This is a genomic window from Streptomyces sp. NBC_01089 (assembly GCF_045162975.1).
Lineage (GTDB): Bacteria > Actinomycetota > Actinomycetes > Streptomycetales > Streptomycetaceae > Streptomyces.
Map to the genome: position 1 here is coordinate 3,679,629 of NZ_CP108660.1, position 23,118 is coordinate 3,702,746.

The 23,118-nt window shown below is 71.7% G+C and carries 14 protein-coding genes; 7 read left to right on the forward strand and 7 right to left on the reverse strand.

What is annotated here, in order from left to right:
• The first annotated feature begins 84 nt into the window (after nt 1-84).
• Nucleotides 85-1,314 (forward strand): hypothetical protein, encoded by a 1,230-nt coding sequence (locus OG510_RS16305; protein WP_406137610.1) that lies wholly within the window; start codon nt 85-87, stop codon nt 1,312-1,314.
• The gene (locus tag OG510_RS16310; RefSeq protein ID WP_406137611.1) at nt 1,311-1,652 is read left to right on the forward strand and encodes a hypothetical protein; all 342 of its coding nucleotides are present in this window, start codon (nt 1,311-1,313) and stop codon (nt 1,650-1,652) included. The genes OG510_RS16305 and OG510_RS16310 overlap by 4 nt, the downstream gene beginning before the upstream one ends.
• Here the strand turns inward: OG510_RS16310 and OG510_RS16315 are convergent.
• Nucleotides 1,594-3,798 (reverse strand): tetratricopeptide repeat protein, encoded by a 2,205-nt coding sequence (locus OG510_RS16315; RefSeq protein ID WP_406137612.1) that lies wholly within the window; start codon nt 3,796-3,798, stop codon nt 1,594-1,596. The two genes, OG510_RS16310 and OG510_RS16315, sit on opposite strands and share 59 nt — an antisense overlap.
• A gap of 358 nt (nt 3,799-4,156) precedes the next feature.
• Between OG510_RS16315 and OG510_RS16320 the strand changes: the two genes are divergently transcribed.
• Nucleotides 4,157-7,342 (forward strand): BTAD domain-containing putative transcriptional regulator, encoded by a 3,186-nt coding sequence (locus OG510_RS16320; RefSeq protein WP_406137613.1) that lies wholly within the window; start codon nt 4,157-4,159, stop codon nt 7,340-7,342.
• A 427-nt stretch (nt 7,343-7,769) separates the two neighbouring features.
• On the opposite strand, the gene OG510_RS16325 is transcribed toward OG510_RS16320, so the two are convergent.
• The gene (locus OG510_RS16325) at nt 7,770-9,692 is read right to left on the reverse strand and encodes a glycoside hydrolase family 2 protein (protein WP_406137614.1); all 1,923 of its coding nucleotides are present in this window, start codon (nt 9,690-9,692) and stop codon (nt 7,770-7,772) included.
• A 182-nt stretch (nt 9,693-9,874) separates the two neighbouring features.
• Here OG510_RS16325 and OG510_RS16330 point away from each other — a divergent pair, with 182 nt between their 5' ends.
• The 4 genes from OG510_RS16330 (at nt 9,875) to OG510_RS16345 (ending at nt 14,584) form a co-directional block, all read left to right on the forward strand.
• On the forward strand, nt 9,875-10,909 hold the full coding sequence (locus tag OG510_RS16330; protein ID WP_406137616.1) for a LacI family DNA-binding transcriptional regulator: 1,035 nt from the start codon (nt 9,875-9,877) through the stop codon (nt 10,907-10,909).
• 442 nt (nt 10,910-11,351) lie between these two features.
• Nucleotides 11,352-12,692 (forward strand): extracellular solute-binding protein, encoded by a 1,341-nt coding sequence (locus OG510_RS16335; protein ID WP_406137617.1) that lies wholly within the window; start codon nt 11,352-11,354, stop codon nt 12,690-12,692.
• A gap of 11 nt (nt 12,693-12,703) precedes the next feature.
• The gene (locus tag OG510_RS16340; RefSeq protein WP_406137619.1) at nt 12,704-13,663 is read left to right on the forward strand and encodes a carbohydrate ABC transporter permease; all 960 of its coding nucleotides are present in this window, start codon (nt 12,704-12,706) and stop codon (nt 13,661-13,663) included.
• A 12-nt stretch (nt 13,664-13,675) separates the two neighbouring features.
• Nucleotides 13,676-14,584 (forward strand): carbohydrate ABC transporter permease, encoded by a 909-nt coding sequence (locus OG510_RS16345; RefSeq protein WP_406137621.1) that lies wholly within the window; start codon nt 13,676-13,678, stop codon nt 14,582-14,584.
• Between the two features lie 10 nt (nt 14,585-14,594).
• Here OG510_RS16345 and OG510_RS16350 read toward each other — a convergent pair whose 3' ends face one another.
• From OG510_RS16350 to OG510_RS16370, 5 genes are all read right to left on the reverse strand, one after another.
• Nucleotides 14,595-18,134 carry an SAV_2336 N-terminal domain-related protein gene (locus OG510_RS16350; RefSeq protein WP_406137622.1) on the reverse strand — a complete coding sequence of 1,180 codons (3,540 nt, stop codon included), beginning with the start codon at nt 18,132-18,134 and terminating at the stop codon, nt 14,595-14,597.
• Entirely contained in the window at nt 18,131-19,261 is a 1,131-nt protein-coding gene (locus OG510_RS16355; RefSeq protein ID WP_406137624.1) for an AAA family ATPase, read from the reverse strand. Before OG510_RS16355 ends, OG510_RS16350 begins: the two co-directional genes overlap by 4 nt.
• Nucleotides 19,258-21,399 (reverse strand): trypsin-like peptidase domain-containing protein, encoded by a 2,142-nt coding sequence (locus OG510_RS16360; RefSeq protein ID WP_406137625.1) that lies wholly within the window; start codon nt 21,397-21,399, stop codon nt 19,258-19,260. The genes OG510_RS16355 and OG510_RS16360 overlap by 4 nt, the downstream gene beginning before the upstream one ends.
• Before the next feature lie 2 nt (nt 21,400-21,401).
• A complete protein-coding gene (locus OG510_RS16365; protein WP_406137626.1) occupies nt 21,402-21,902 on the reverse strand; it encodes a CU044_2847 family protein in 501 nt (166 codons plus the stop codon).
• Between the two features lie 190 nt (nt 21,903-22,092).
• A complete protein-coding gene (locus OG510_RS16370) occupies nt 22,093-23,064 on the reverse strand; it encodes an aldo/keto reductase (protein WP_406137627.1) in 972 nt (323 codons plus the stop codon).
• Nucleotides 23,065-23,118 lie beyond the last annotated feature (54 nt).

Genomic DNA, 23,118 nt, shown 5'->3' on the forward strand with positions numbered 1-23,118 from the left:
TCCCGCGCCGCCACCCGGGCAAGCCCTCGGTGCACGGGATCCGTACCGGGCCCGTGCAGGACCTCAAGGGCTACGGGGGAACGCATGCCAGTCGATGAAATCGGAAGGCGAGCAGCAGCGGACGGATCCGGGGCGGATCAGTGGCGCACGCTGCCCGGGCGGAAAAAGGTGCTGGTACTGGTCCACACCGAGGTGTACGGCAAAAGGCTCCAGGAAGTGCTGCCGCTGCTGGACTCCGATCTGCGCGTCGAAGTCGCGTTCACCGTCGCACCGCACGCGTTCAACGACGGCACGGCGCACTTCCTCCGCGGCATCGGTGCGACGGTCATGCCCTGGCGCGAGGCGAAGAGGACCCAGTTCGACCTGGCGCTCGCTGCGGGATCACAGGGCATGGAACAGGTACGGGCCCCGCTGATCCGGATGTCACACGGCGGCGGTCACATGTCGCTGGCCCGGTCGCCGGAGAGCCGGGGCGGGGCCGCCGGCCGTGAGCCAGGCGGGATCACCGGACGGAAGCATCTGACGTGGAAGGGGCGGGTCGTGCCGCGCGCGGTCGCGCTGCCCCACCGGAACGATCTGGGTGCGCTGAAGCAGTGGTGCCCGGAGGCTCTGCCGGTTGCCCAAGTGGTGGGCGATCCCTGCTACGACCGCATCGCGGCGAGCCTGCCGCTGCGAGATCGCTACCGAGCGGCACTCGGACTGCGGCACGATGAGCACCTCGTACTCGCGACCTCGACCTGGGGCGCCAAGTCGACGTTCAACCGGCTCGACGCCTTGCTGCCCCGGCTGCTCACCGAACTGCCCGCCCGCCGCTACCGCACCGCGCTGCTCGTCCACCCCAACGTCTGGTCCCGGCACGGCCACTGGCAGGTGCGGGCATGGCTGGCCGACTGCCGCCGGGCGGGCCTCATCCTGGTACCACCGGACGTCGACTGGCGCGTACCGCTGATCGCGGCCGACTCGGTCATCGGGGACTACGGCTCGGTCACCCTCTACGCGTCGATGACCGGCGCCCCCGTCGTCCTGGCCCGCTACCCGCACCACGACGCCAATCCGGCGTCACCCGGGGTGGGCCTGGCGCTCGCCGCACCTTCGCTGTCCCCCACCCGGCCCCTCGCGGAGCAGCTCGAATACGCGGCCGCCGAGTACCCACGTCGGGCCTACCAGCGGATAGCGGCGGGCATCTCGTCCGAACCGGGCAGATTCAACCGCCGGATGCGGAAGCTGATGTACCGGGTGCTGGGTCTGGGCCGGCCCGCCTTTCTGCCGGCCACCGAACCCGTACCGCTTCCCGAACGCGAGGTGGCGGCATGACCGGGGTGACGGTCTCGCACGATCACATCCGGGTGGACATCGACAGCGACCCTGGCGACACATGGCTCTGCTGCGCCGATGTTCTGTACGGAACCGGTGGCGCAGACAGGGCCGTCGAGACGGCACGCAGCTACCCCGGCTGCCAACTGGTCGCGCTCCGCGATCCGGAGGACGGCCTGTGCGCGGTCGTGGTGCGCGGCTGTGCCGTGTTCACGGTGGGCCCGCTGCTCTGCGGGGCCGACATGGGGGCGCAGCTCACGGTGCTCTACCGGTGGCTGTTCAGCCCATGTCCAGGGCGCGCAGCCGCTCCTGGAGACGCCGGGTGTCACCGGGACTGACCGGCGCGTAGCGGGCGAGGGACTGCCCGTACCATTCCGCGGCGGCCCGGTGGTCGCCGCGGTCCTCCGCGCACTCGCCGAGCATCTCCAGCACCCGCCCCTGCCAGTGCACCGAACCGGCCGCGGCGAACTCAGCCAACGCCAGCAGGAGTTGGCGGTCGGTCGCCGCGAACTCCGCTGTCCCTTCCGCCGCTCTGGCCCGGCCGAGGAAAGCCAGGGCGCGCGCCGCGTCGTACGGGTCGGGTACCGCGAGCAGATCGCTCCGAGCACGGGTCAGCAGTACGACAGCGCGGTGCGGATCCCCCGTGGCGAGCGCGATGTCGCCCAGACACAGACGGGTCAGAGCCGCGCCCCGCACATAACCGATCTCTTCGCGCAGAGCGAGGGCCTCGTTGAAGTGCCCGGTGGCCCGGTCCAGCCTTCCCGCCAGCCGGTGCGACTGGCCCAGGCCGTGCAGCGCCTGCGCTTCCGCCCGGCGGTCGGCCGCCCGGCGCGCCCCGTCCAGGGCCTGGGTGAACCACTTCACCGCCTCGTCGTAGTGACCCGCGTTGTACAGTCCGCTACCGCCGGTGGTCAGCATGCGGCTCTCCCCCTCCGGATGACCGGCCCGGCGAGCGGCGGCCAGCCCGTGCCGGTGGGCCTCGATCCACAGGTCATAGGGGCGCAGCCGCAGGAACAGCGGCTGCATGCTGTCGGCGAGCTGCCACACAGCGGCGGACCTGCCGTGCTCCACGGCGGCCCGCAGTGCCGTCATGAGGTGCAGCCGCTCGGTGTCCAGCCAGCGCAGGGCCCCTTCGGCGGAGTCGAAAGGTGCGGGCAGCCCGGCGGGTTCGTACGCATAATCCCGGCGCAACCTGCGGTGTGTGGGCGAGAGCAGGGCTCTGGCCTCCGTCGCCGTGTGCAGATACCAGTCGATCGTCCTGATCACGGTCTCCTCGCGGGCGCCCGGGACTTCCTCGGCACTGGCCCGCTGGGCCGCGTGCAGTCGCACGAGATCGTGGAACCGCCAGCGTTCGGGTCCCAGTTCTTCGATGAGGTTGACCTCGATCAGCTCGTCGAGCACCCGCTCTGCCTGCTCCACTGACAGGGAACAGGCAGCTGCTGCCAGGAGCGGTCCGAAGTCCCCGACCGGCAGGAGTCCGAGCCGTCGGTAGCCCCGGGCCGTCCCGGCGGAGAGCGTCCGGTACGAATCGTCCAGCGCCGCCTGCACGGCCCGCTCACCGCCCGCGTTGAGCATGCCGAGACGGTCGTCTTCGCTGCTCATGGCGGTCGCGAGCGAGGCCAGGGACTGCTGGGGCCGTGCGGCGATCCGCGCTGCGGCCACGCAGACCGCGAGAGGCAGGCCGGAGCAGGATTCGGCGAGTCGGCGCGCGGCCGCGGACTCCCTGGCCACCCGTCCGCCGCCGAGCCTGCGGTTGAGCAGCTCCACGGCAGAGCCGATGGCCAGGCCGCTCAGCTGGTGGAAGGAAGCGCCGTCCAGGGTGAGCCCGGGCAGCCGGCGTCTGCTGGTCACCACGACAAGCGCACCCGGCCCCGCCGGGAACATCGGGCGGACCTGTGCGGCGCTCAGCGCGTTGTCCAGCATGACCGCCACGCGCAGGTCCGCCGTGACCGTACGCCACAGTGCCGCCTGTTCAGCCAGCTCAGCCGGTACGTGATCGACGCCGAACGCCCTGAGGAACCGGCCCAGGGCCTCGCCGGGACGAAGAGCCGCGTCCTTGGCGTGGCCGCGGAGGTCCACATAGAGCTGACCGTCCGGGTACTCACCGGCCACCGCCTGGAGCCAGTGGGTGGTCAGCGCGGTCTTGCCGACTCCGGCCGCGCCGGTGACCACCACGGTCAGCGGCGTGAGACCGGGGTGGCCGGTACGGAGCGCCTCCAGGGCTGCCAGGTCCGAAGTCCGGGCGGTGAAGTGGGAGGGGCCGGGGATCAGCTGACGGGGCGGCCCGGAGCCGTGCCGTTGGTGCGCTTGCTGGTGGACATGGATGTTCCCGATGTCCCTTGCCTGGACCACCGTTCCTGCGATGTGTGCCTGCCCCGCGACACTGTTGGCCACGGGCACGGCAGTCAGCCAGAGGCGGAGGGCCGCTCCCAGCTCCTGACGGACACCGGCCGCCGCTGCGAGCCTCTCAGCGAGAGCCGCCATGGCCACGGGATCTGCGGGCGGACGCGGTGGAAGCCCTTCCCCTGGCAGCAGGTCCGCCAATGCGTGCCACGCCACGTCACTGGCCTGTCCGAGAACCGTGGCGAGTCGGGCGGCGGTCACCGGTTCCATGGCCGTACCCCCTGGTGTCGCCATTTCTGCCCGCGTCATGCCCGCGCTGCGATCCGGCGCCCCGGACCGGTGGAATCCAGAACTCTCTCCCGACCTTGAAAGACCGGGGTCAGCAAAGAAAGGAACATTTGAGCCAAGCGCATGCGCGAACTGGTGCATCTATTGACCGGAGTTGACAATCTGTCACCCTTGTTGGTCTACATGTCGGGCCGGCGAGGGGGAGCTGCTGGTGGATTTCGACATTCTTGTCCTGGGGCCCGTCGAACTGCGAGTGGACGGGCGGCGGGAGCTGCACGGGTCTGCGAAGACCGTGCACATGCTGGCCGCGCTCGCCATCGACGTCGGCACTCCAGTGCCACTGAGCACGCTCACCGAACGCCTCTGGGACGACAGCCCGCCCGGTAAGCCGAACTCGTCACTGCACTCCTTCGCCGCCCGGATCCGGAGAAGGCTCGGTACCCAACGATTATCTAACGAGGCTCACGCATATGCCCTGAGCATAGACCCGGAATCGGTGGATCATCATCGGTTCCTCCGACTCACCACTCAGGCCCGCTCACTGGCCGACAGCGGCGATGACGCCCAGGCCTTGGCGCTCCTGCGGCAGGCAGCGGGCCTCTGGCGCGGTGAGCCACTCACCGGCCTCGGCGGCCTCTGGGCCGAGCGGATCCGCCGGGGCCTCGGCGAACGCCTGCTGGCCGCAACGCTGTTGCGTACGGACATCGAACTGAGCATGGGGCGGTTCACCGCGCTCATCGCCGAGCTCACCGCCCTGGTCGAGCAGCGGCCCACGGACGAGACCGTGGCCCGCCACTTCATGACCGCCGCCTACGGCTGCGGCCGGCAGACCGACGCCCTGCGCGCCTACGAGACGCTGCGTACGCTCCTGCGCCAGGAGGGCACCGAACCGGGCGCGGCCCTCAACCGCACGTACCAGCTGATACTCAACCGCTCCCCCATCAGTGAACTGCTCCCGCGGCGTTCTCCGGGCACTCCGGCGACGCTTGTTCCCGACAACCTCCCCGCACACGCGGAGCTGGTGGGCCGCGCGGGCGAACTCCGGTGTCTGGAGGCGGAGTCACCGGACACCACGTACGTCCACTCGATCTCCGGGATGGCAGGGGTGGGCAAGACCCTGCTCGCGCTGCACACCGCCCGCAGGCTGTCCCGGCACTATCCGGCCGGGCTCCACTATCTGAACCTCCACGGCCACAGCGCGGGCCGGCATCCGCTGCCCCCGGAGGCGGTGCTCGCCACTCTGCTGCGCCAGCTCGGCGTCACCTCAGGGTCCGTCCCGCACGAACTGGATGAACTCAGCGCGCTGTGGCGCACCATGCTCAGCACGCGCCGGATGGTCGTCGTCCTCGACGACGTCGCCGACCCGCAGCAAGTGCGCCCCCTGCTGGCGGCCAACTCCTCAACGGTGCTGCTCCTCACCAGCCGCCGACGCCTGAGCGGGCTGCCGGGTGTCCGCCACATCAGTCTGGACGTACTGCCACCGAAGGAGTCCGCCGCGCTCTTCGCCGGGCTGGCCGGCCGTGAACGCGGCGGTACCCCTTCGGAGCGTTCCACGCTCGCCGCCCTCTGCGGCCACCTGCCACTGGCCCTGGAACTGGTCGCCGGGCGGCTCAACTCCCGCCCCTCATGGACCGTTGCGCATCTCATCGAGCGGATGTCCAGGCCCACTGACCGGCTTGCCGAGATACGCGACGGTGACACGGAGATAGCGTCCGCCTTCGCACTGTCCTACGACTCTCTGCCGACCGCCGACCAAGAGGTCTTCCGTCTCCTCGGTCTGCACTTCGGCCATGACTTCGGCCCGCACGCCACCGCCGCCCTCGCCGGCCGCTCCGTGGCGGTCACCGAGCGGATACTGGAATCGCTCCTCGACTCGCACCTGCTTCAGGAACCGGCCCCGGACCGGTACCGGCTGCACGATCTCCTCGGCGAGTTCGCCCTCGGTCTGGCCAACGCGCACGACCCGGTATCCGTCCGGGAGGCCGCGCGGGACCGCCTGGCCGACTTCTTTCTGCACGCGGCAGCGGCAGCCGTGCGGCTCCTCCACCCTCGTCGCTCCACCGAGACCCTGCCCGGCAGGCCGGCCGCCAGGGCACTCCCGAGCTGGCAGGATCCGGAGGAGGCCAGGGTCTGGCTGGTCACGGAACAGGCCGCCCTGCTGGCGGCCGAGCGTCACTCGCGGACCCACGGCGAGGCAGGCAGGGCAGCAAGGCTCGCGCACGTACTCGCCGGCCACCTCGACGCCGAGGGCTATTGGGAGGCGGCAGAACTGCACACCCATGCCGTCGGCCACTGGACCGCGACCGGCGACCGGGCGTCCGAGGCCCTGGCTCTGGTCGACCTCACGACAGTCCAGTACCGGACCGGCCGGTACGGGCAGGCCGAGGGGAACGTCCGGCGCGCCCTCGATATGGCCAGGGAGCTGGGTGACATCGCCACGGAGGCAGAGTCGGTACGACTGCTGGGACTGCTGGCCTGGGATGTCGGAAGACTGGATGACTCGCTCGCCCTCCAGCAGGAGGCCCTCGCCATCAGATCAAAGCTGGGAGACCCCTGGCACATCGCGCGATACCAGAATAATCTTGGTATCACTCTCCTCCAGCTGGGCGACCACGACGGCGCGATGAAGAACTTCCGGCTGTCGCTCTTCGGTTTTGTGCGGGCCAGGGACGAAAGAGGAGAGGCACAAGCCCTGAACAATCTGGGCGACCTGCATCTCCACCGAGGGGAGAACGAATCGGCTCGTGCCTCATTCTCCCGAGCCCTCGATCTCGTCCTGCGCGTGGGCAGCAGATCGGAACAGGCAATCGCTCAGATGAACCTGGGAAGCTCACTTCCTGCACCTGAGAATTCGAGTCAGGCTCTCGCTCTCCATCGCCAAGCCCTCAGCACCTTCCGCCTGATCAACGACAAACGATGCGAGGCGATCACTCTCAACGCTGTCGGGAAAACCATGCTGTCCACACGTCGGCCGATGGAAGCTTCTGCGCACTACGCAGCCGCCCTGGATCTGTCCCGACGGATAGGAGCGGTGCAGGAGGAAATTCAGGCTCTCCGGGGTCTGGCCATGTCCGAACTGAGCTATGGGCGCGGCACCGGGTCCCGGGAACAACTGACCACAGCACTGTCACTGGCGCAGCGGATCCACGCGACGGAAGATGAGGCACACTGCCACGCCGACCTCGCTGCACTCCATCTCACCGAAGGGCGCCGGGGCGAGGCCGCGGCACACCTTGAAGAGGCCATCGCGTTCTTCAGAGGGCACAACGAGAATGAGTCGGGCCGCCTCAGGAGGATGCTCATCGACATCAGCGCCGATGAGCCCACGGAGGCTCAGGAAGCAGCAGGACACACCCGGAACCGGCACCCCATGAACGGTACGCGCAAGGGATTTTGAACCCTCGCCACCTGTGTCGTATGGTCCTCGGCAAACGATCACTGAGAATCGCATCTCGAGGACACTTCTTACACATGTTCGTACCCTATGTGCCGCCCCCGCAGGTTTCAATCCCGGTCAATTCAGCCGAATTTCTCATATCCTCCGGATCTGCCCCGGCACACGAAATACCCCGAGTCACACCTTCGGTCCTGACGGAATTCGATAAATCCATCGTCGTGCTGGTCAGGCCGACCCACTGCATGTCCTCCTGAATTTCTTCCAACAGGTAGAAATCCCCGACAGCGGACCGAAGGCCAAGCGTGGCACTTCGGTCCGCGAGCACGGTGCAGCCGCTCGCTCGCGGCTGCCGCAGACACCGGTCAGGCACCCACAACGAGCCGGGGCCACAGCCGGAAGAGACGGGGCATGCCACCGCAGCCACGGCTCAGTCGCTTGCCTCAACCCCCGTGACGATCCGGCGGATCGTCCCCAGCGGCAGTTTGGGGGTGCCGTCCGGGAAGAGCAGGCCGTTCGTCTCCTGGGCCGTGTCCATGAACTGCGTGTAGCAGAACCCCGCGACCAGCGGGCTCCGTCGCAGCTCGCCGAAGAGTGTGCCGAGCAGTTCCGCGTACTGGGTGTCGGAGCTGGTCTGCGTGTAGAAGAAGTCGTTGTCGCCGCCCGCCAGCGAGAGGCCGCCGAACTCGGTGATCATCAGAGGCGCCGCGCCCGCTGCGAAGCGCTCGTTCTGCCGCTCGGAGAGCGAGATCACCCGGCCCTGCGGGCCCCCGCCCGCCAGCACGGCGGCGAACCCGGCGGCGTCTCCGTACCGCTCCCTCAGCAGGGCCGCGTCGCTGGTGTAGTCGTGCACTCCCAGGATGTCGCTGTCGGTGTGCTCCCAGCCCTCGTTGGACAGCACCGGACGCGTCGGGTCCACGGCCCGGGTCAGGGCGGCCAGGGCCACCGAGTACTGCTGCTGCGCCGGGTCGTGTGCGACATCGGACAGGCCCCAGCTCTCGTTGACCGGCACCCAGGTGACGATCGACGGGTGGCTGCGGTCCCGGCGGACCAGGTCCAGCCACTCACGGGTGAGCAGTTCGACGGCCTCCGTGCCGTACTCGTACGCGGCGCCGGTCTCACCCCAGACGAGCAGGCCGAGCCGGTCGGCCCAGTACAGGAACCTCGGGTCCTCGGCCTTCTGGTGGATACGGACCGCGTTGAAGCCCATCTCCTTGATCAGTTCGACCTCGCGGCGCAGTTCCGCGGTGCCGCTGCTGGCGAGCAGGGTGCGGGGACGGTAGCCCTGGTTGAGTACGGAACGTACGTAGTACGGGCGGTCGTTGAGCAGGAACGCGCCGCCTCCGACGCCCGCGCCGCGCAGGCCCAGATAGCTGTCCACCACGTCCACCACGTCCACCGCTTCCGCGGTACCTGGGGCGGTCGTCCCGGACGCTCCCGGGTCGCGCACGGTGACCCGCGCGTCCACCAGCGTGGGTGAATCGGGGCTCCACCACAGAGCTTCCCGGTCGATGCCGTTGCGCAGGGCGGCTATCGCGATGTCGATCCGGGTGCGGCGGCCGGTCGTCACGGTGGAGGTCTCGGCCAGCACCCGGTCCCCGACGCTGAGCACGATGTCGACGGTGAGCGGCCGCAGCAGCGGCCGGGCCAGGGCGATCTCGGCCACGACTCCGTACTGGGGGTCGGGGATCCAGGCGAGGTCGGTGATGTGCTGGGCGGGGACCGTCTCGGTCCAGACGCTCTGCCAGATGCCGGTGGTCCGCTCGTACCAGACGGCGTGCGGCCGCTCCTGCCAGTCCTGCTTGCCCCGGGGTACGGAGAGGTCGGCCGGGTCGTCCTCGGCCCGTACGACGAGTACGTGCTCGGCGGCGCCCGCCTCCATCGCGTCGGTCACATCGGCGGTGAACGGCGTCTGCCCGCCGGTGTGTTCGGCCACGAGCCGGCCGTCCAGCCAGACCCGGGCGCGGTGGTCGACCGCACCGAAGTGGATCAGCGTCCGGCCGCCGCAGGCAGGCACGGCCAATGGGGCGGACACCGGACCGGAGGTCGGCTCCGCGCCGGGAGCAGACGCCCCGCCTGCCGCAGGGACCAGTGTCTCGTGGGCGATGCGGCGGCGGTACCAGACGATCGGGTGCGGGGCGGTCTCGCCGATCCCGGAGGCGGGCGACTCGGGCGGGAAGGGGACCGTGATCTCCCGGTCGAATCCGCCGCCGGAGTGCCCGGAGAACCACGACTCACGCTCGCCCGCGTCGGCGTCGTCGTACCCGAAGTCCCAGGTGCCGTCCAGGCTGTGCCACTGCTCACGGCACATGAGCGGCCTCGGATACGTGCCCTCCTGTTCACTCGCCCTCACGGCGCTCCTCCTTCTGCCTCACCGGCCACCGGGTTTCGTACAATCGAATTCCGCTCATCATGAGTGAAGCTTTGCAACGATGCAAGGAATGCTCGGGCAGCGCTGCCCGGGGCGGGAGTGACGGAACGCAGGACTGTCCGCCGGCCGCCGCCGGCGGGCGACCGACCGAGAGGGAAGCGCCGGTGGGCAGGGTACGGATGCGGGACGTGGCCGAGCACGCCGGTGTGTCGGTGCGGACCGTGTCCAACGTGGTCAGCGGCTACACACACGTCAGCCCGGAGATGCGCGCCCGCGTGCAGCACTCCCTCGACGCGCTGGGCTACAAGATGGACTACCTGGCGCGCGGCCTGCGTTCGGGCCGCACCGGGTTCGTCGCGCTCGCCGTGCCCTATCTCGCCGAGCCCTACTTCGCCGAGCTCGCCCAGGCCGTCATCCGGGCCGCGGCCCGGCGCGGCATCACGGTGCTCGTCGAGTCGACGGAGGGCGACAGCGAGACGGAACGGCGCATCCTCGCGGGCGGTCTGACCAATGTGGCCGACGGTGTGCTGTTCAGCGCCCTGACCGTGCCGGCCGCCGACGTGGCCGCGACCCCGCCGGACTTTCCGCTGGTCATGCTCGGTGAGCACGATGTCGGCGACCGCTTCCCGCGCGTCGGGATCGACAACGTGGCCGCCGCCCGCACCGCCGTCGAACACCTCCTGGAACAGGGCTGCCGCCGCATCGTCGCGCTCGGCCGCAACGGCAGCGAGAACGGCCGCCAGCGCGCCGAAGGCTACCGGCAGGCCCTCTCGGCGGCCGGGGTGCGGCGGGTGAACTGGCTGGTCGCACCCGTGAAGGACTGGAACAGGGCCCAGGGCCACGAGGCCGTGCGGCAGCTCCTGGAAGGCAGCGGTCCCCTGCCCGACGCGATCTTCGCCTTCAACGACGCACTGGCCGTCGGCGCCCTGCACGCGCTGAACGCCTCCGGCGTCCGGGTGCCCGACGACGTCGCGCTGGCGAGCATCGACAACGTCCCGGAGTCGGCGTACACCCACCCGCCGCTCACCTCGGTCGCACCCGACCTGGACGTCATCGCGGAGCGCGCCCTCACCCTGCTCGACGAGCAGACGGGCCGGCAGCCGGCCGGCGAGAGCGCGGGGCCCGTGGTGGCACGGCGGGAGTCGACCCCCTTCCGGCTGGTCGTCCGCGCCTCCTCGCAGCGGCAGCGCACCGACTGACCAGCTCCGACCGACCAGCACCACCTGATCCCGGCACCGAGCCGGACCGCGCCCGGCCCCGGCGCCCGCCCACGTCCCTGGACCCCGGCCCCGCCCACGCCCCTTGGCCCAGGCCCGCGCCGCTTGGCGCCGGCACCCGCCCCTTGGCCCCGGCGCCGGACCGAACCGCCCTGCCTCCGACTCCGACCACACCGCCCTGCCCAGCAGCCTCCGACCACCCCGCCCCGCCTCCGGCGCCGAACCACACCGCCCGGCCCACCCGGCCCCCGACCACACCGCCCCGCTCCCCACCCGGCCCCGCACCTCACCGCCGCCCGGCCGCACCGAACCCCTCCCCCGCCGAAACCTCTCCGGCACCGGCTATTTACATCGATGCAAAGCGTGTGCCAAGGTCTCCGCCATCGAGTTCACATCGAATCGAATGAACGAGGTGAATACCCCCATGAGCGGAGCGATGGCGCGCCGGCGCTTCCTGGCTCTCGGCGGCGGCCTGGCCCTGGCCGGCGGGCTGTCCGCGTGCGCATCCCCGCTGGCCTCCGGTCTGACGGGTTCGCAGCCCGACACCGCCGACGTCATCTTCTGGAATCTGTTCACCGGCGGCGACGGCGCCAACATGACGCTGATGGAGAACGCCTTCCGCAAGGAGCACCCCGGTACGACCGTCGAGGCGACCATCCTGGGCTGGGGGAACCCGTACTACACGAAGCTCGCGCTGGCGACGGCGAGCGGCACCCCGCCCGACGTCGGCATCTCCCATCTGTCCCGGCTGCCGCTGCTCGCCGCCGCCGGGCTGCTGGAGCCCGTGGCCGAGACGGGCGTCGCCGAACTGGGCGTCACCCAGGACCGGTTCACCCCTGCGGCCTGGCAGAAGGCCACCGTGAACGGCACACCGTACGCGGTGCCGCTGGACACCCACCCCTTCGTGCTCTTCTACAACACCGACCTGGCGAAGAAGGCAGGGCTGCTCAACGCCGCGGGTGACGGGCTGAAGCCGATGAAGGGCAGGACGGCCTTCACCGACGCGGTGAAGGCGATGAAGGAGGCGGGCGCCCAGTACGGCGCCGTCATGTCCATCACGGCCGACCCGTCCACCGCCTGGCGCTGGTTCAGCATGATCTACTCGGGCCTCGCGGGCCCCCTCGTCACCGGCTCCGGCACCGGGATCGACATCGACGCGGACGCGATGCGCGAGACGTTCGACTTCATGCAGGACCTGACCGGGCCCGGCCTGATGCCGAAGAGCCTCAACGGGTCTGGTGCGAACGCCCTGTTCAGCACCGGCAAGTCGGGCTTCCTCTTCGACGGCGAGTGGCAGATCCCCTCGTACCGGCTCGTCAAGGGCCTCCGCTTCAACGTGGTGCCGTTCCCCGCGCTGCTCGGCCCCAAGCCGGTGGCGTACGCCGACTCGCACGCGCTCGTCGTCCCGCGCAACCCGAACCGCTCCGCCGCCAGGACCGCGCACGCCGCGCAGTTCATCAAGAGCCTGCTCGACAACAGCGCGACCTGGGCGCACGGCGGCCATGTGCCGGCCTGGCTCCCCAGCCAGCGCAGCAAGGCGTTCCTCGGGCAGTCCCCGCAGCGCAACTACGTACAGGCGGCGTTCAACGCCCAGTACGACCCGGTCGCCTGGTACACGGGCGCCGGTTCGGACTTCCAGAACACCGTGGGTGCGACCGTCATCGAGGTACTCGCCGGCCGGCTCGGGCCGACGAAGGCCGTCGCCGCCATGCGGGCGGATCTGAAGCGGTACACGACAGCCCGACCACCGGTCACGATGAAGTAGGAGGCAGTTCCATGACGACCGTCGCCTCGACGCGGCCGGCCCGGGATCCCGCACCCGTAACGACGGCGCGCGACCGGCCACCGCGCTCCGACCGGCGAGCGGGCCTGCTGTTCAGCACCCCGTTCCTGGTCGTCTATCTGCTGTTCCTGGCCGGCCCGCTGCTGATGGGCATCGTGCTGAGCTTCTTCAACACGACCACCGTCAAGGACGGCCTCGGCGACTGGGTGGGGGTGTCCAACTACACCGAGGTGCTGGGTGACTCCCTCTTCTGGGACGCCATGTGGCACTCGGTGCTGTTCACCCTGATCACCACCCCGCTGCTGGTGGTGCTCGCGCTGCTCTTCGCGATCCTCGCGTCCCGGATCAGGCGCGGCCGGGTCTTCTACCGGCTGGCGTTCTTCGCGCCGTACGTGGTGCCGTCGTCGGTGGTCGCCCTGATCTTCCTGTGGATGTACACCCCCCAGGTCGGGCTGCTGCCCAAGCTGTTCGGGGCGGTCGGGCTGCCGGTGCCCGACTTCATCGGCAGTACGTCGGGCGGCTGGACCGCGGTGATCCTGATGACGCTGTGGTGGACGTTCGGCTTCAACTTCGTCCTGTACACGGCAGCGATCCAGGACGTCCCGCCGGATGTGTACGAGGCCGCCGCCATCGACGGGGCGAGCCCCTGGCAGCAGATCCGGCTGATCACCGTGCCGCTGCTGCGGCCCACCACAGGACTGGTGCTGATCCTCCAGATCCTGGCCTCGCTGAAGGTCTTCGACCAGATCTATCTGCTGCTCGGCGGCGGCCCCGACCAGTCGACACGGCCGGTCATCGAGTACATCTACGACACCGGATTCACCTCCTACCGGGGCGGCTACGGCGCCGCCGCCACCATGGTCTATTTCGTCATCATCGTCGCGATCTCGTCAGCCTGGTACGCGCTGCGCCGCCGGTCCGCGACCCCGGCCGCGCCCCGCACCGCGGCCTGAGCGGAGGACATCTTGAGCAGCATCACCGGCATCACCCGGCCGCGGCCGGCCGGCGCGGAGGGCGCGCCCGGCGAGTCCGCGGAGCCCCCGGCGCCCGGCGTCAACGGCGCGAAGCTCTTCAACCGGCTCTGCGCCGTCTGTCTCACCCTGTTCGCGCTGATCTGGCTCGTCCCGTTCGTGTGGGCGCTCATCACCTCGCTCCGCCCGGACGGCTCGATCACCGCGAAGCCGACGTCGCCCTTCGCCGGCGGCTGGTCCCTGCACGCCTACGCGTACGCCTGGGACACCTATCCGATCGGCTCCTGGTATCTGAACAGCCTGGTCATCGGGGTCCTCGCGGTGGTCTTCACCGTGGCGTTCTGCTCGATGGCGGGCTTCGCCCTGGCCTTCCTCCGCTTTCCCGGCCGTTCCGTGGTCCTGGCGCTGGTCACCGCGGGTCTGATGCTGCCGACCGAGGCGCTGGTGCTGCCGCAGTTCATCGAGTACCGCTCGCTGCATCTGCTCGGCACCTACTGGGCGCTGGTCCTGCCGTCGGTGGCCGCGCCGGTGTCCGTCTTCATCTTCCAGGCGTTCTTCAAGGGCATCCCGGTCCCGCTGATCGAGGCCGCGCGCATCGACGGGGCGAGCTGGTGGCGGGTCTACTGGACCATCTGTATGCCGATCTGCCGCCCGGCGATCTCCACGGTGTCGATCCTGACGTTCATCAACTCGTGGAACGCGTTCCTGTGGCCGCTGCTGGTGCTGAACCAGACCAAGTCGCAGACCATCCCGGTCGGTCTGGCGTCGCTGGTCAACAACAGCAACATCCAGTACGCGGAGGTCATGGCCTCGTCGGTGCTCGGATTCCTGCCGCTGATCGCGGTGTTCCTGGTCTTCCAGCGGCGCATCACGCAGGGCGTGGCGACGACCGGCATCAAGTAGCCGGACGGTATCAAGTAGCCGTGGCCGCAGGGCCGTCGGTCCCCGCCGGGCCGTCGGTCCCCGCCGGGCCGTCGGTACCTGCCGGGGCGTCGGTGCCCGCGGGGCCGTCGGTGCCTGCTGGAACGTCAAGTCCCGCCCGGTCGTCGGGCCCCGTGGCGCCCAGGACCAGCTCCGCGAGCTGGAGGTACGCGTTCACGGTCGCCGCGCGCAGCCGGTCGAGCTCCCAGCCGGGCGACTGCAGCGCCGCGTCGAAGGGGATGTGCACCACCTGGCCGGGGTCGATGCCCAGGCGCCCGGCGAACGAGCGGGGCAGCCGCCGGCCGGAGGCCCCCGCGACCTCGGCCGCCACCACGACCGCCTCGCGCGCCAGCCGCTCGCGCCCGGTCTCCCGCAGCTCGTCGAGGGTCCGCACCGCCGCGTCGAGGAACCAGTCGGCGGTGCCGCAGCAGAGGATCAGCCGGTCCGTGAGATCCAGGACCGCCCCGGCCGACCGGTCCAGACGCAGCCGTGACCAGTCGGTCAGCACACACGAGTAGTGCGGCGAGGTCTGCGCCAGCACCCGGGCGTACTCATGCGCGTGGGCCGGGTTCTGGCTGAAATGGCCGCCGCGGTGGGCCACCACTTCGAGCCCCGAGGGCAGCCGCGTGGTCAGGGCGCGGATCTGCGCGTACGACACCGGGGGCTCCAGGGCGGCCAGATCGCGTACGACAGCCTCGTTGCGCCCGGTGAGGAAGGCGTCGAGCGACCCCTCGGACGCGGCACCGTCCAGGGCCAGGACCGGCTCGGCGCGCACGGCGGCGAGCAGCGAGCCGAGCACCATCGTCGTCGTGGCCCGGCCGCTGTAGTGGTAGGCACCGGCCAGGGTCAGCCGTCTGCTGTACGCCAGTGGCCTGCGCAGCCGCTCCAGGCGCGCCAGCGTCTCACGGCGCGCGGATCCGAAGCGCGGCAGCCGCAGACCGCTCCCGGCCGGCCGCGGCACGCCGTCGCCCCGGGGCAGGTCGAGCGGCACCCGCGCGGCCGGCCCGCCGGGCGAGAGGGTGGCCGTGGGCTGCGCCGTCTCCGCGCCGCCCCGCTGCAGCCTGACCCGGGCGACGTACCGCGCGAGCAGCTCGGCGACCTCGCTCGCCGCGGGGCGCCGCGCCGGATCCGCGTCGAGGCAGCGCAGCACCAGGGCGCGCAGCTGGTCCCAGGCGCCGCCCTGCCACAGATGCATGCCCTCCGGCAGGCCCGGCAGTTCCAGGCCCGGTTTGCTGCTGATGAGCTGGAGCAGCTCGCCCAGGGACCGCATGTTGTCCTCGCGGGTCGGGGCCGGGCCCGAGCCCAGATACTCCCCGTCGACCGCGCAGTCCGAGAGGTCGCCCAGGACCACGCTGCGCCGCAGGACGAACACGCTGTCGGCGTTGAGGTCGGCGAGCACGATGCCGTTGACATGGCAGACGGTGAGGGCGTTCGCGAGGTAGCAGGCGACGAGCAGCCCGCGCAGGATGTCGAAGGGCGCGGCGCCGGCCGGCACGGCCTGCGCGTAGATGTCGCCGAGCCGGGGCGGCTGCGCGGTCGGCGTGTCCGCGTCCGCGACCGGGGTCATCGCGAGCCAGGGCGGCGAATCGCCGAGCCCGGTGGCGAGCAGGGCGGGGGCGCCCTGCCCCTGGAGGCGGCGGAGCACCTCGGCCTCCACCTCGATCAGCCTGCCGTTGACGGCGGGGAGATCGGGGCGCGGTATCCGCAGGACGGCGCCGGGGTCGCGGGGGCCGGAGCTCCGGTGGTCCGTGCCGCGGTACACGACGGTGCGGCGCCCGCGGCGGCGGCCGCGCAGCTCGTACGGGCCGAGCCTGCGCGGGTCGTCGTCCGTGAGCGGGTCCCAGTCGTCCGTGTCGGAGCGGGCCGGTTCATGCTCCCGTCGCTCCGGTGCGGTGGCCGGCGTACGGTCGCCGAACGAGACGCCGAACCGGCTGAGCAGCCGCCGCTCGACGCTGGTGAACGGCTGGTGCGAGCCGGGCAGCTGGGCCGGGCCGTCCGGATGGGCCAGCCAGGCAGGGAAGTCCGGTGAGTTTCCGGCGAGTTCGGCGAGCCGTCGGCCGATCCTGCGGCTGGTGTGCAGGAGTTCGGCCTGCGGGACGGCGTCCAGGAGCACCGCCTTGGCCTCGTCGGAGAAGTCGAAGACCCGGTGCTTGGCGGGGAGCGGCCCCGGCACGGGCGCCGGGTGCGGGCGCACGAGGCCGCCGAGGAACACCTCCGCGAGGTCGGATGTGCCGGCCTGCCAGGGCACCGCGGTCTGCACCAGCCGCATCACGGGCACGGACAGCGGGGACACCGCGGCGAGATGGGCCGCGAGCCGGTACGCCTCCGGGGTGGCCGCGTCCCGGAAGTGCTGGACGCTGCTGAGGTCCCGCGAGGGGGCCACCGCCCCGTAGCGGCTTGGCCGGTTCAGCAGCGGCAGCTCCACGGTGGTGCCGGGCGAGGCGAGCAGCCGCGCCCAGTCCCCCAGCGAGCCGGCCGTGGGCTCCAGGACAGGCACCGGCACCCCGTCGAAGTCGGCGAGCCCCGGGGGCAGTACGGGATCGGCGATCTCCCAGGAGGTGTTGGCGCCGCCGATCCGCCGGGTGGTGGCACGCCAGCGCTCGGCGGAGATGCCGGACGCCTCCCACATGTCGGGCGGCAGGGTGTGCAGCACCGCGACCGGTCCGCGCGCCGACCGCCTGGCCAGCAGCTCGTGGACCGTGCCTGACCGCCAGGCGGCGCCCATGCCGTCGCTGACGACCAGCAGGAGGGTGCGGCCCGACGGGTCGTTGACGGCGCTCAGCGGCAGCTCGGGGCTCTCGGTGTGGAACGGGCGTGCGTGCAGCCGCGGCCGGTCCGCCGTGCGGGTGTCGAGGCCGAGCACGCGGATGGCTGCGAAGGCGCCGAGCCGCTCCAGGAGGGCGCGCAGCTCCGTACCGAGACGGTGCCACAGCAGCATGGACAGGCCGTCGTCGACGAGCAGGACGAGATTGAGCCAGCGCTCCCGCACCGGCCGCTGCACCACGTCGGCGAGCCGGGTCTCGGCGAGTCCGGCGGCTGTGCGCTCCTCGTCGATCTCCGTACGGTGCCGGCTGTCGCGGCGGCGGCGCAACGGCCGCAGGGCCCGGCCGAGTTCGAGCTCGTCGGCCAGTGCCTTGTCCTCGGGGACCCGCAGCGGCATGGCCCGGCGCGGCTGCGGGCCCGGCCGCGGGGTGCGCGCCTCGGCGGCCGGGGTCTGGCGGGCCGCCGCGTAGAGCGCCGGGGTGGTGAGGTCGGGCAGATCCGGATCGTCGGTCTCCGTCACGGGCCGGCGTACGGCGCCGACGTCAGGTTCGGGCTCGGCCGGCGCCGGTGACGGCTGTACGGCGGGCTCGCCCCGGTGCAGCGGCGCGCCGTGGCCGGCCGGCAGCCTGCGGGCCAGCCAGAGCACGTCGAGCACCTGGTCGGCGTCCAGCTCGTGGCCGCAGGCCGACAGCACCCGCAACGCCTCGGCCAGCCGCCCGCCACCGGCGTCCGGGCCAGGGGCGGGGGCGGGGGTACCCGCCGTGTTCACATCGCCCCGGTGAGCTGGTGCAGTACGGCGTCGAGCAGCCCCTCCGCGTCCAGGTCGATACCGCCGGCGCGCAGGAACACGGCGTTGAGCAGCTGGTCGGTGGCGAGTTCGCCCGGGGCGCGGCGGCGCAGGAAGACCTCGATCAGGTCCTCGGCCTCCCGCAGCGCGTCGTCGCCGAGGTGGGCCGCGACGATGGCGCGCAGCCGCTCCTCGTCGGGCACCGGCAGGTCGAGCCGGACACAGCGGCGCAGGAACGCGGGCGGGAAGTCGCGCTCACCGTTGCTGGTGATCACCACGACGGGGAACTCGGCGCACTGGACGAGCCCCCGGTGCACCCGGACGGTGCCCAGGTGGTCCAGGTTCTGCACCTCCACGTCGGCCATGTCCTCGGGGAGCCTGGTGAGTTCCGGGATGTCGAAGAGGCCCTCCTCGAAGACGGTGAGCAGGTCGTTGGGCAGATCGACGTCGCCCTTGTCCATCTCGTCGATGAGCAGGGCGCGCGGGGCGGCCGACGGGACCAGGGCGGTGCCGAGCGGGCCGAGCCGGATGAACGTACCGATGGACGGCTCGCGTTCGCCGCGGTCCCGGCTGAGCGTCGTCTCGCGCAGCCGGCCGATCGCGTCGTACTGGTAGAGGGCGTCCTTGACGGTGGAGCGGCTGTTGACGGGCCAGCGCAGCAGCTCCCCCAGGCGCAGTTCGTGCGCGATGGCGCGGGCCAGCGACGACTTGCCGGTGCCCGCGGGGCCGGTCACCAGCAGCGGACGGCGCAGGTGCAGCGCCGCGTTGACGACATCGGCGTGCCGGGGCTCGATCAGATACGGCAGCTCGGGGCGCATCGACCGTACGGGCGTGAAACGCCGCCAGGGCGGTGCCGACGGAAGCGCGATGGCCCGGGGCACACCGTCCCCCCGGAAGAGGCGCCAGTCGGCATCACCGCCGGATGCGGGGCGGGGCTCGGGGCTGGGGGCAGTGCCGGAGACCGGGCCGGACGCAGCACCGGACGCTGAATCGGCCTCCGGGCCGGACGCAGCGCCAGGTGCAGGGCCGGGCACAGCACCGAACGCAGATTCGGCCTCCGGGCCTGCCTCCGGGCCGGGCGCGGGCTCGCCGTCGGGAGCGGTTGTCATGTGCTCTCCTGTGGTTCGGTCAGATGCAGTCGGGGCACGGTACGGTCGGCGTCGGCCCAGGCGAGGACCGGGCGGCCGGGGAACTCGGGCGGGCTGACCCGGGCGCTCGCCCGGTAGTCGCGCACCCCGTCGGGCAGCTCCCGGGTGGCGACGTCCGCCATGTAATCGACGACATGTGCTGCTCCGTCCCCGCCGCGGTCCCACACCACCACAGGTATGCCCAGCGCGAGACAGATCTGCACGATGCCGTCCCGGGAGCCCGGTGGTACGTCCACGGAGACGCGCACCGTGTCGAGTTGGTTGACCAGACGGGAGTAGACGGTGTCGCGGTCCATGGACTCCGAGACGACCACGGTCTTCCCCGAGTCGAGCCGGCTCCATCTGGTGCGCCAGTGGGACATGAAACGGCCGTGTCTGCGCAGGAGTTCGGGGCAGTGCACGACCAGCGGGAACTCCACGCCGAGCACCCCGGGCACGATGTCGTCCGGGTCCCGCGCCTCCCACTCGTCCACCGGCAGATCGAGGCTGGTGCGGTCCACGAGCACCTCGACGAGCGGCGGCCGCTCGTCGCCGTCCGGCGGCGTGAGCGAGTCCAGGACGCGCAGCACCTCGCGTGCCGCCTCCGAAGCGGAGTACGACACGGTGCTGTCCGTCGACACCTGCCGGGGCCCGGCACCCTCGTCGCACCAGCTCCGCAGCTGGTGGCGGCCCGGCTCGGCCCGTGTCACCTGCACCAGCACCCGTACACGCGCCGAACGGCCCCGCACCGAGCGCTCCCACTCCTGGGCATCGGCCCTGCGCTCGCCGAGCGCCGCCCGGGTGATGCCGAGCCGCCGGGCCACCCCGTCCGCCCACAGCCGCAGCTCCGCCCGCCGCGGCCCCACGCCGAGCGCGCCGACGTACTCCATGACGCGCAGCAGCGCCGGGACCCTGCGCTCCCCGCCGGTGGAGTGGCCGTCCCCCGGCAGGACCTCCAGATGGTCGAGGAGCGTGTCGAGGGAGTCACCGCCGGGCAGGGCGGCCAGATGCGGCAGCGCGGCGCGCACCGCTTCGGGGAACCGCCCGAGCACCGCCCGGTCCAGGGCGGCCAGTTGCTTGCGCAGCGCGGTGTACTCCTGCGGGGCGAGCAGCCGGGGCGTACGCGAGAGACCGCCCACCGCCAGCACCCGGTCGGCGGCGTCCGGGCTGTCGCGGCGCAGGATCCCCGAGAAGGCGGCCAGGGCGCGCGGGTGCGTGAGGAGGAACGCCGCGAACTCCTCGGGGCTGGGCGGCGTGACGCCACTGCCGTACGCGACACCGCACGCGGTGGCCAGCCGCTGGCCGCGGTCGATGCGCTCGCTCATCAGCGGCAGCAGGTCCTCGATCGCCTCCACGAGCAGCAGGAAGGCGGGGTCGTCCACGTCGGGGGACGCGGGGAGCACGGCGTCGAGGATGCCGAGGGGGCGCAGTTCGGCCTCGACGCGCTGCCAGGGGATGGCCCAGCTGCGCCGGACCAACTGCTGCGGGCTGTACGGGAGCTGGGCGCCGGTGGCGGGGTGCACGGGCGGCATGAAGTGCGCGACGACGAGGCCGACGACGGCCTGCTCGTCCCGGCACCAGAGGGGCCCGCCGCTGTACCCCGCGCCGACCGCCATACCGGTGGACTCACCGTCCAGGTAGGCGAGGGAGCGGTGGAGCGAGGCGACGGTGAGGCGGGCGAGCGTGGCGCCCCGGCCGCCACCGTGCCAGGCCCCCACTTTCTGCCCGGCCACCATGGCGGCCCGGCCGGCGGCGAGCAGGCTCCCGGCGGGTCCGTCGACGCGCAGCACCGCGAGGTCGCCGAGCCACTCGTCGTCGCCCGTGCGCACCGGGCCGCCGTCCCGGCCGCGCGGCGGGATCCAGTACGCCACCCGCGCGGGATACCGCTGCGACCGCACGGCGTCCCGCACCACCACCGGGATCTCACCCGGCCCCGGCGGCCCGGCATCGAACATGTCCCGGCCCAGGGCGTCGTTGACGACATGGGCGCAGGTCAGCACGGTGTCGGCGCCCAGTACGAAGCCGGCGCCCGCGGCCTTGTCCCCGCCGGCCCGCAATACGGACACCACATGAAGAGCCGGGTCGTCGTCCGCGTCCCCCGCGGCCCGGAACCACCCCACGCTCACTCCCCTGCGGACGGCGGCGGGGTGGCGGGGGCGGCACCGGGAGCCGGGGCGGCACCGGGGGCCGGGGCGGCACCGGGGGCCGGGGCATCACCGAGAAGCGGGCCTCCACCGTCGGCCGGGGCCGGTTTCCAGGTCGCGGTGACGGTGAGATGGGCCTGCCCGGTGGCGCCCACGATCCCGAACTTGAGGTCTTGGCCGACCTGGACACCGAAGGTCACGCTCATCTCCGCGGGCGGCTCGGGCACGGAGGAAACGGCGTGGTGGACCTCCTGGAGCAGCGGCCCGATCGGCTTGAACACACCGCGCAGAGCCCCGGCCGCGAAACTGGCGACGGCCCGGCCGCCGGCGGCCACCGGCACCGCCTGCCCCATCCCGTCCGGGAGGTCCCGGTCGTCGGCCGCGGTGACGTCCACCCCTTCCGCGGACGTCACGGGAGCCAGCAGGAATCGGACCGGCGTACCGTCGTCGAGTTCGAGCTCAGGCGTAGAAGAAGACACCCCCACATTGTGTCCAACCGAACGCGGGACGGACGCGCGGGTGCGCAACTCGGTTACCTGATCGGTGCATTGAGATGCACTGAACCGCCCGGGACGGGCAAGGGGGCAAGCGCAGAAACGCGTACGGATACGGATACGCGTACGGGTACCCATACCGGGACCGGGACCGTACGGATGGACGGACGAACGGTCACCCGATCTCGATGTCGCCCGCCCGGCTCGGAACGGCGTCCAGCGCGGCGAGCGTCGCGTCATCGAGCACCACGGCCCCCGCGTCGACGTTCGCCTGGAGGTGCCCCGCGTCCGCGGTGCCCGGGATGAGGAGGACGTTCGGGGCATGGTGGAGCAGCCAGGCGAGGCCGATCTGCGCGGGGGTGCAGCCCAGGGACCGCGCCGCCGCCACGACCGCGGGCTCGTCGGCCACCTTCGGCATACCGGCGAAGCCGCTGCCGAGCGGGAAGTACGGCACCCAGGCGATGCCTTCGTCGGCGCAGAGGCCGAGCATGTCCTCGTCGTCGCGTGCCACCAGGCTGTAGGCGTTCTGCACACAGGCGATGCCCGCGGGGATGCCCCGGCGCAGGACGTCGTGGCTCACGCTGCTGAGCCCGATCTCGCCGATCTTGCCCTCGTCGCGCATCGCCACCATGACGGCGAGCTGGTCGTCGAGGCCGACCACCTGATCGCCCTCGGCCTGGAGTCCGAGCCCTGTGTCCGCGCGGCGGAGGTTGACCAGCGGGATCTGCTCGACCCCGAGGCTCTGGAGGTTGTCCTCGACGCTCGCCCTCAGCTCATCGGGCCGCTGCGCGAGCCGGAGCGGAACGGGCCCTCCGGAAACCGGGGTGGCGCCGACCTTGCTGACGACGAGGACACCGTCCTCGGGGCGGATCGCCTCACGGATGACGCCATTGACGAATCCGTCGCCGTAGAACTGGGCCGTGTCGATGTGATCGGTGCCGAGCTCGACCGCGCGGCGCAGGATCGCCACGGCGGCGGCGCGGTCACCCGACAGGCGCTCCAGCTGCATCGCCCCGTAGCCGATCCGCGAGACGGTGCGGCCGGCGAGCAGACCGGCCCCTCCCGGGCGCTGGGCACCACTGGCCGTGGTGCCGGAAGAACTGGAAGAACTGGAAGAGCCGGAAGAAGGTGTGCCGGTGGGAGTCATATGAAATCCCGTCCTCATGCGACGATAGAGAAAGCGGAGGAGTCTCCGTTATTC

What these genes read in the sequence shown, in the direction of transcription:
- OG510_RS16340 (WP_406137619.1), top strand. Translation starts at nt 12,704, where the DNA reads ATGACGACCGTCGCCTCGACGCGGCCGGCCCGGGATCCCGCACCCGTA.
- OG510_RS16305 (WP_406137610.1), top strand. Translation starts at nt 85, where the DNA reads ATGCCAGTCGATGAAATCGGAAGGCGAGCAGCAGCGGACGGATCCGGG.
- OG510_RS16315 (WP_406137612.1), bottom strand. Translation starts at nt 3,798, where the DNA reads ATGGCGGCTCTCGCTGAGAGGCTCGCAGCGGCGGCCGGTGTCCGTCAG.
- OG510_RS16355 (WP_406137624.1), bottom strand. Translation starts at nt 19,261, where the DNA reads ATGACAACCGCTCCCGACGGCGAGCCCGCGCCCGGCCCGGAGGCAGGC.
- OG510_RS16310 (WP_406137611.1), top strand. Translation starts at nt 1,311, where the DNA reads ATGACCGGGGTGACGGTCTCGCACGATCACATCCGGGTGGACATCGAC.
- OG510_RS16335 (WP_406137617.1), top strand. Translation starts at nt 11,352, where the DNA reads ATGAGCGGAGCGATGGCGCGCCGGCGCTTCCTGGCTCTCGGCGGCGGC.
- OG510_RS16370 (WP_406137627.1), bottom strand. Translation starts at nt 23,064, where the DNA reads ATGACTCCCACCGGCACACCTTCTTCCGGCTCTTCCAGTTCTTCCAGT.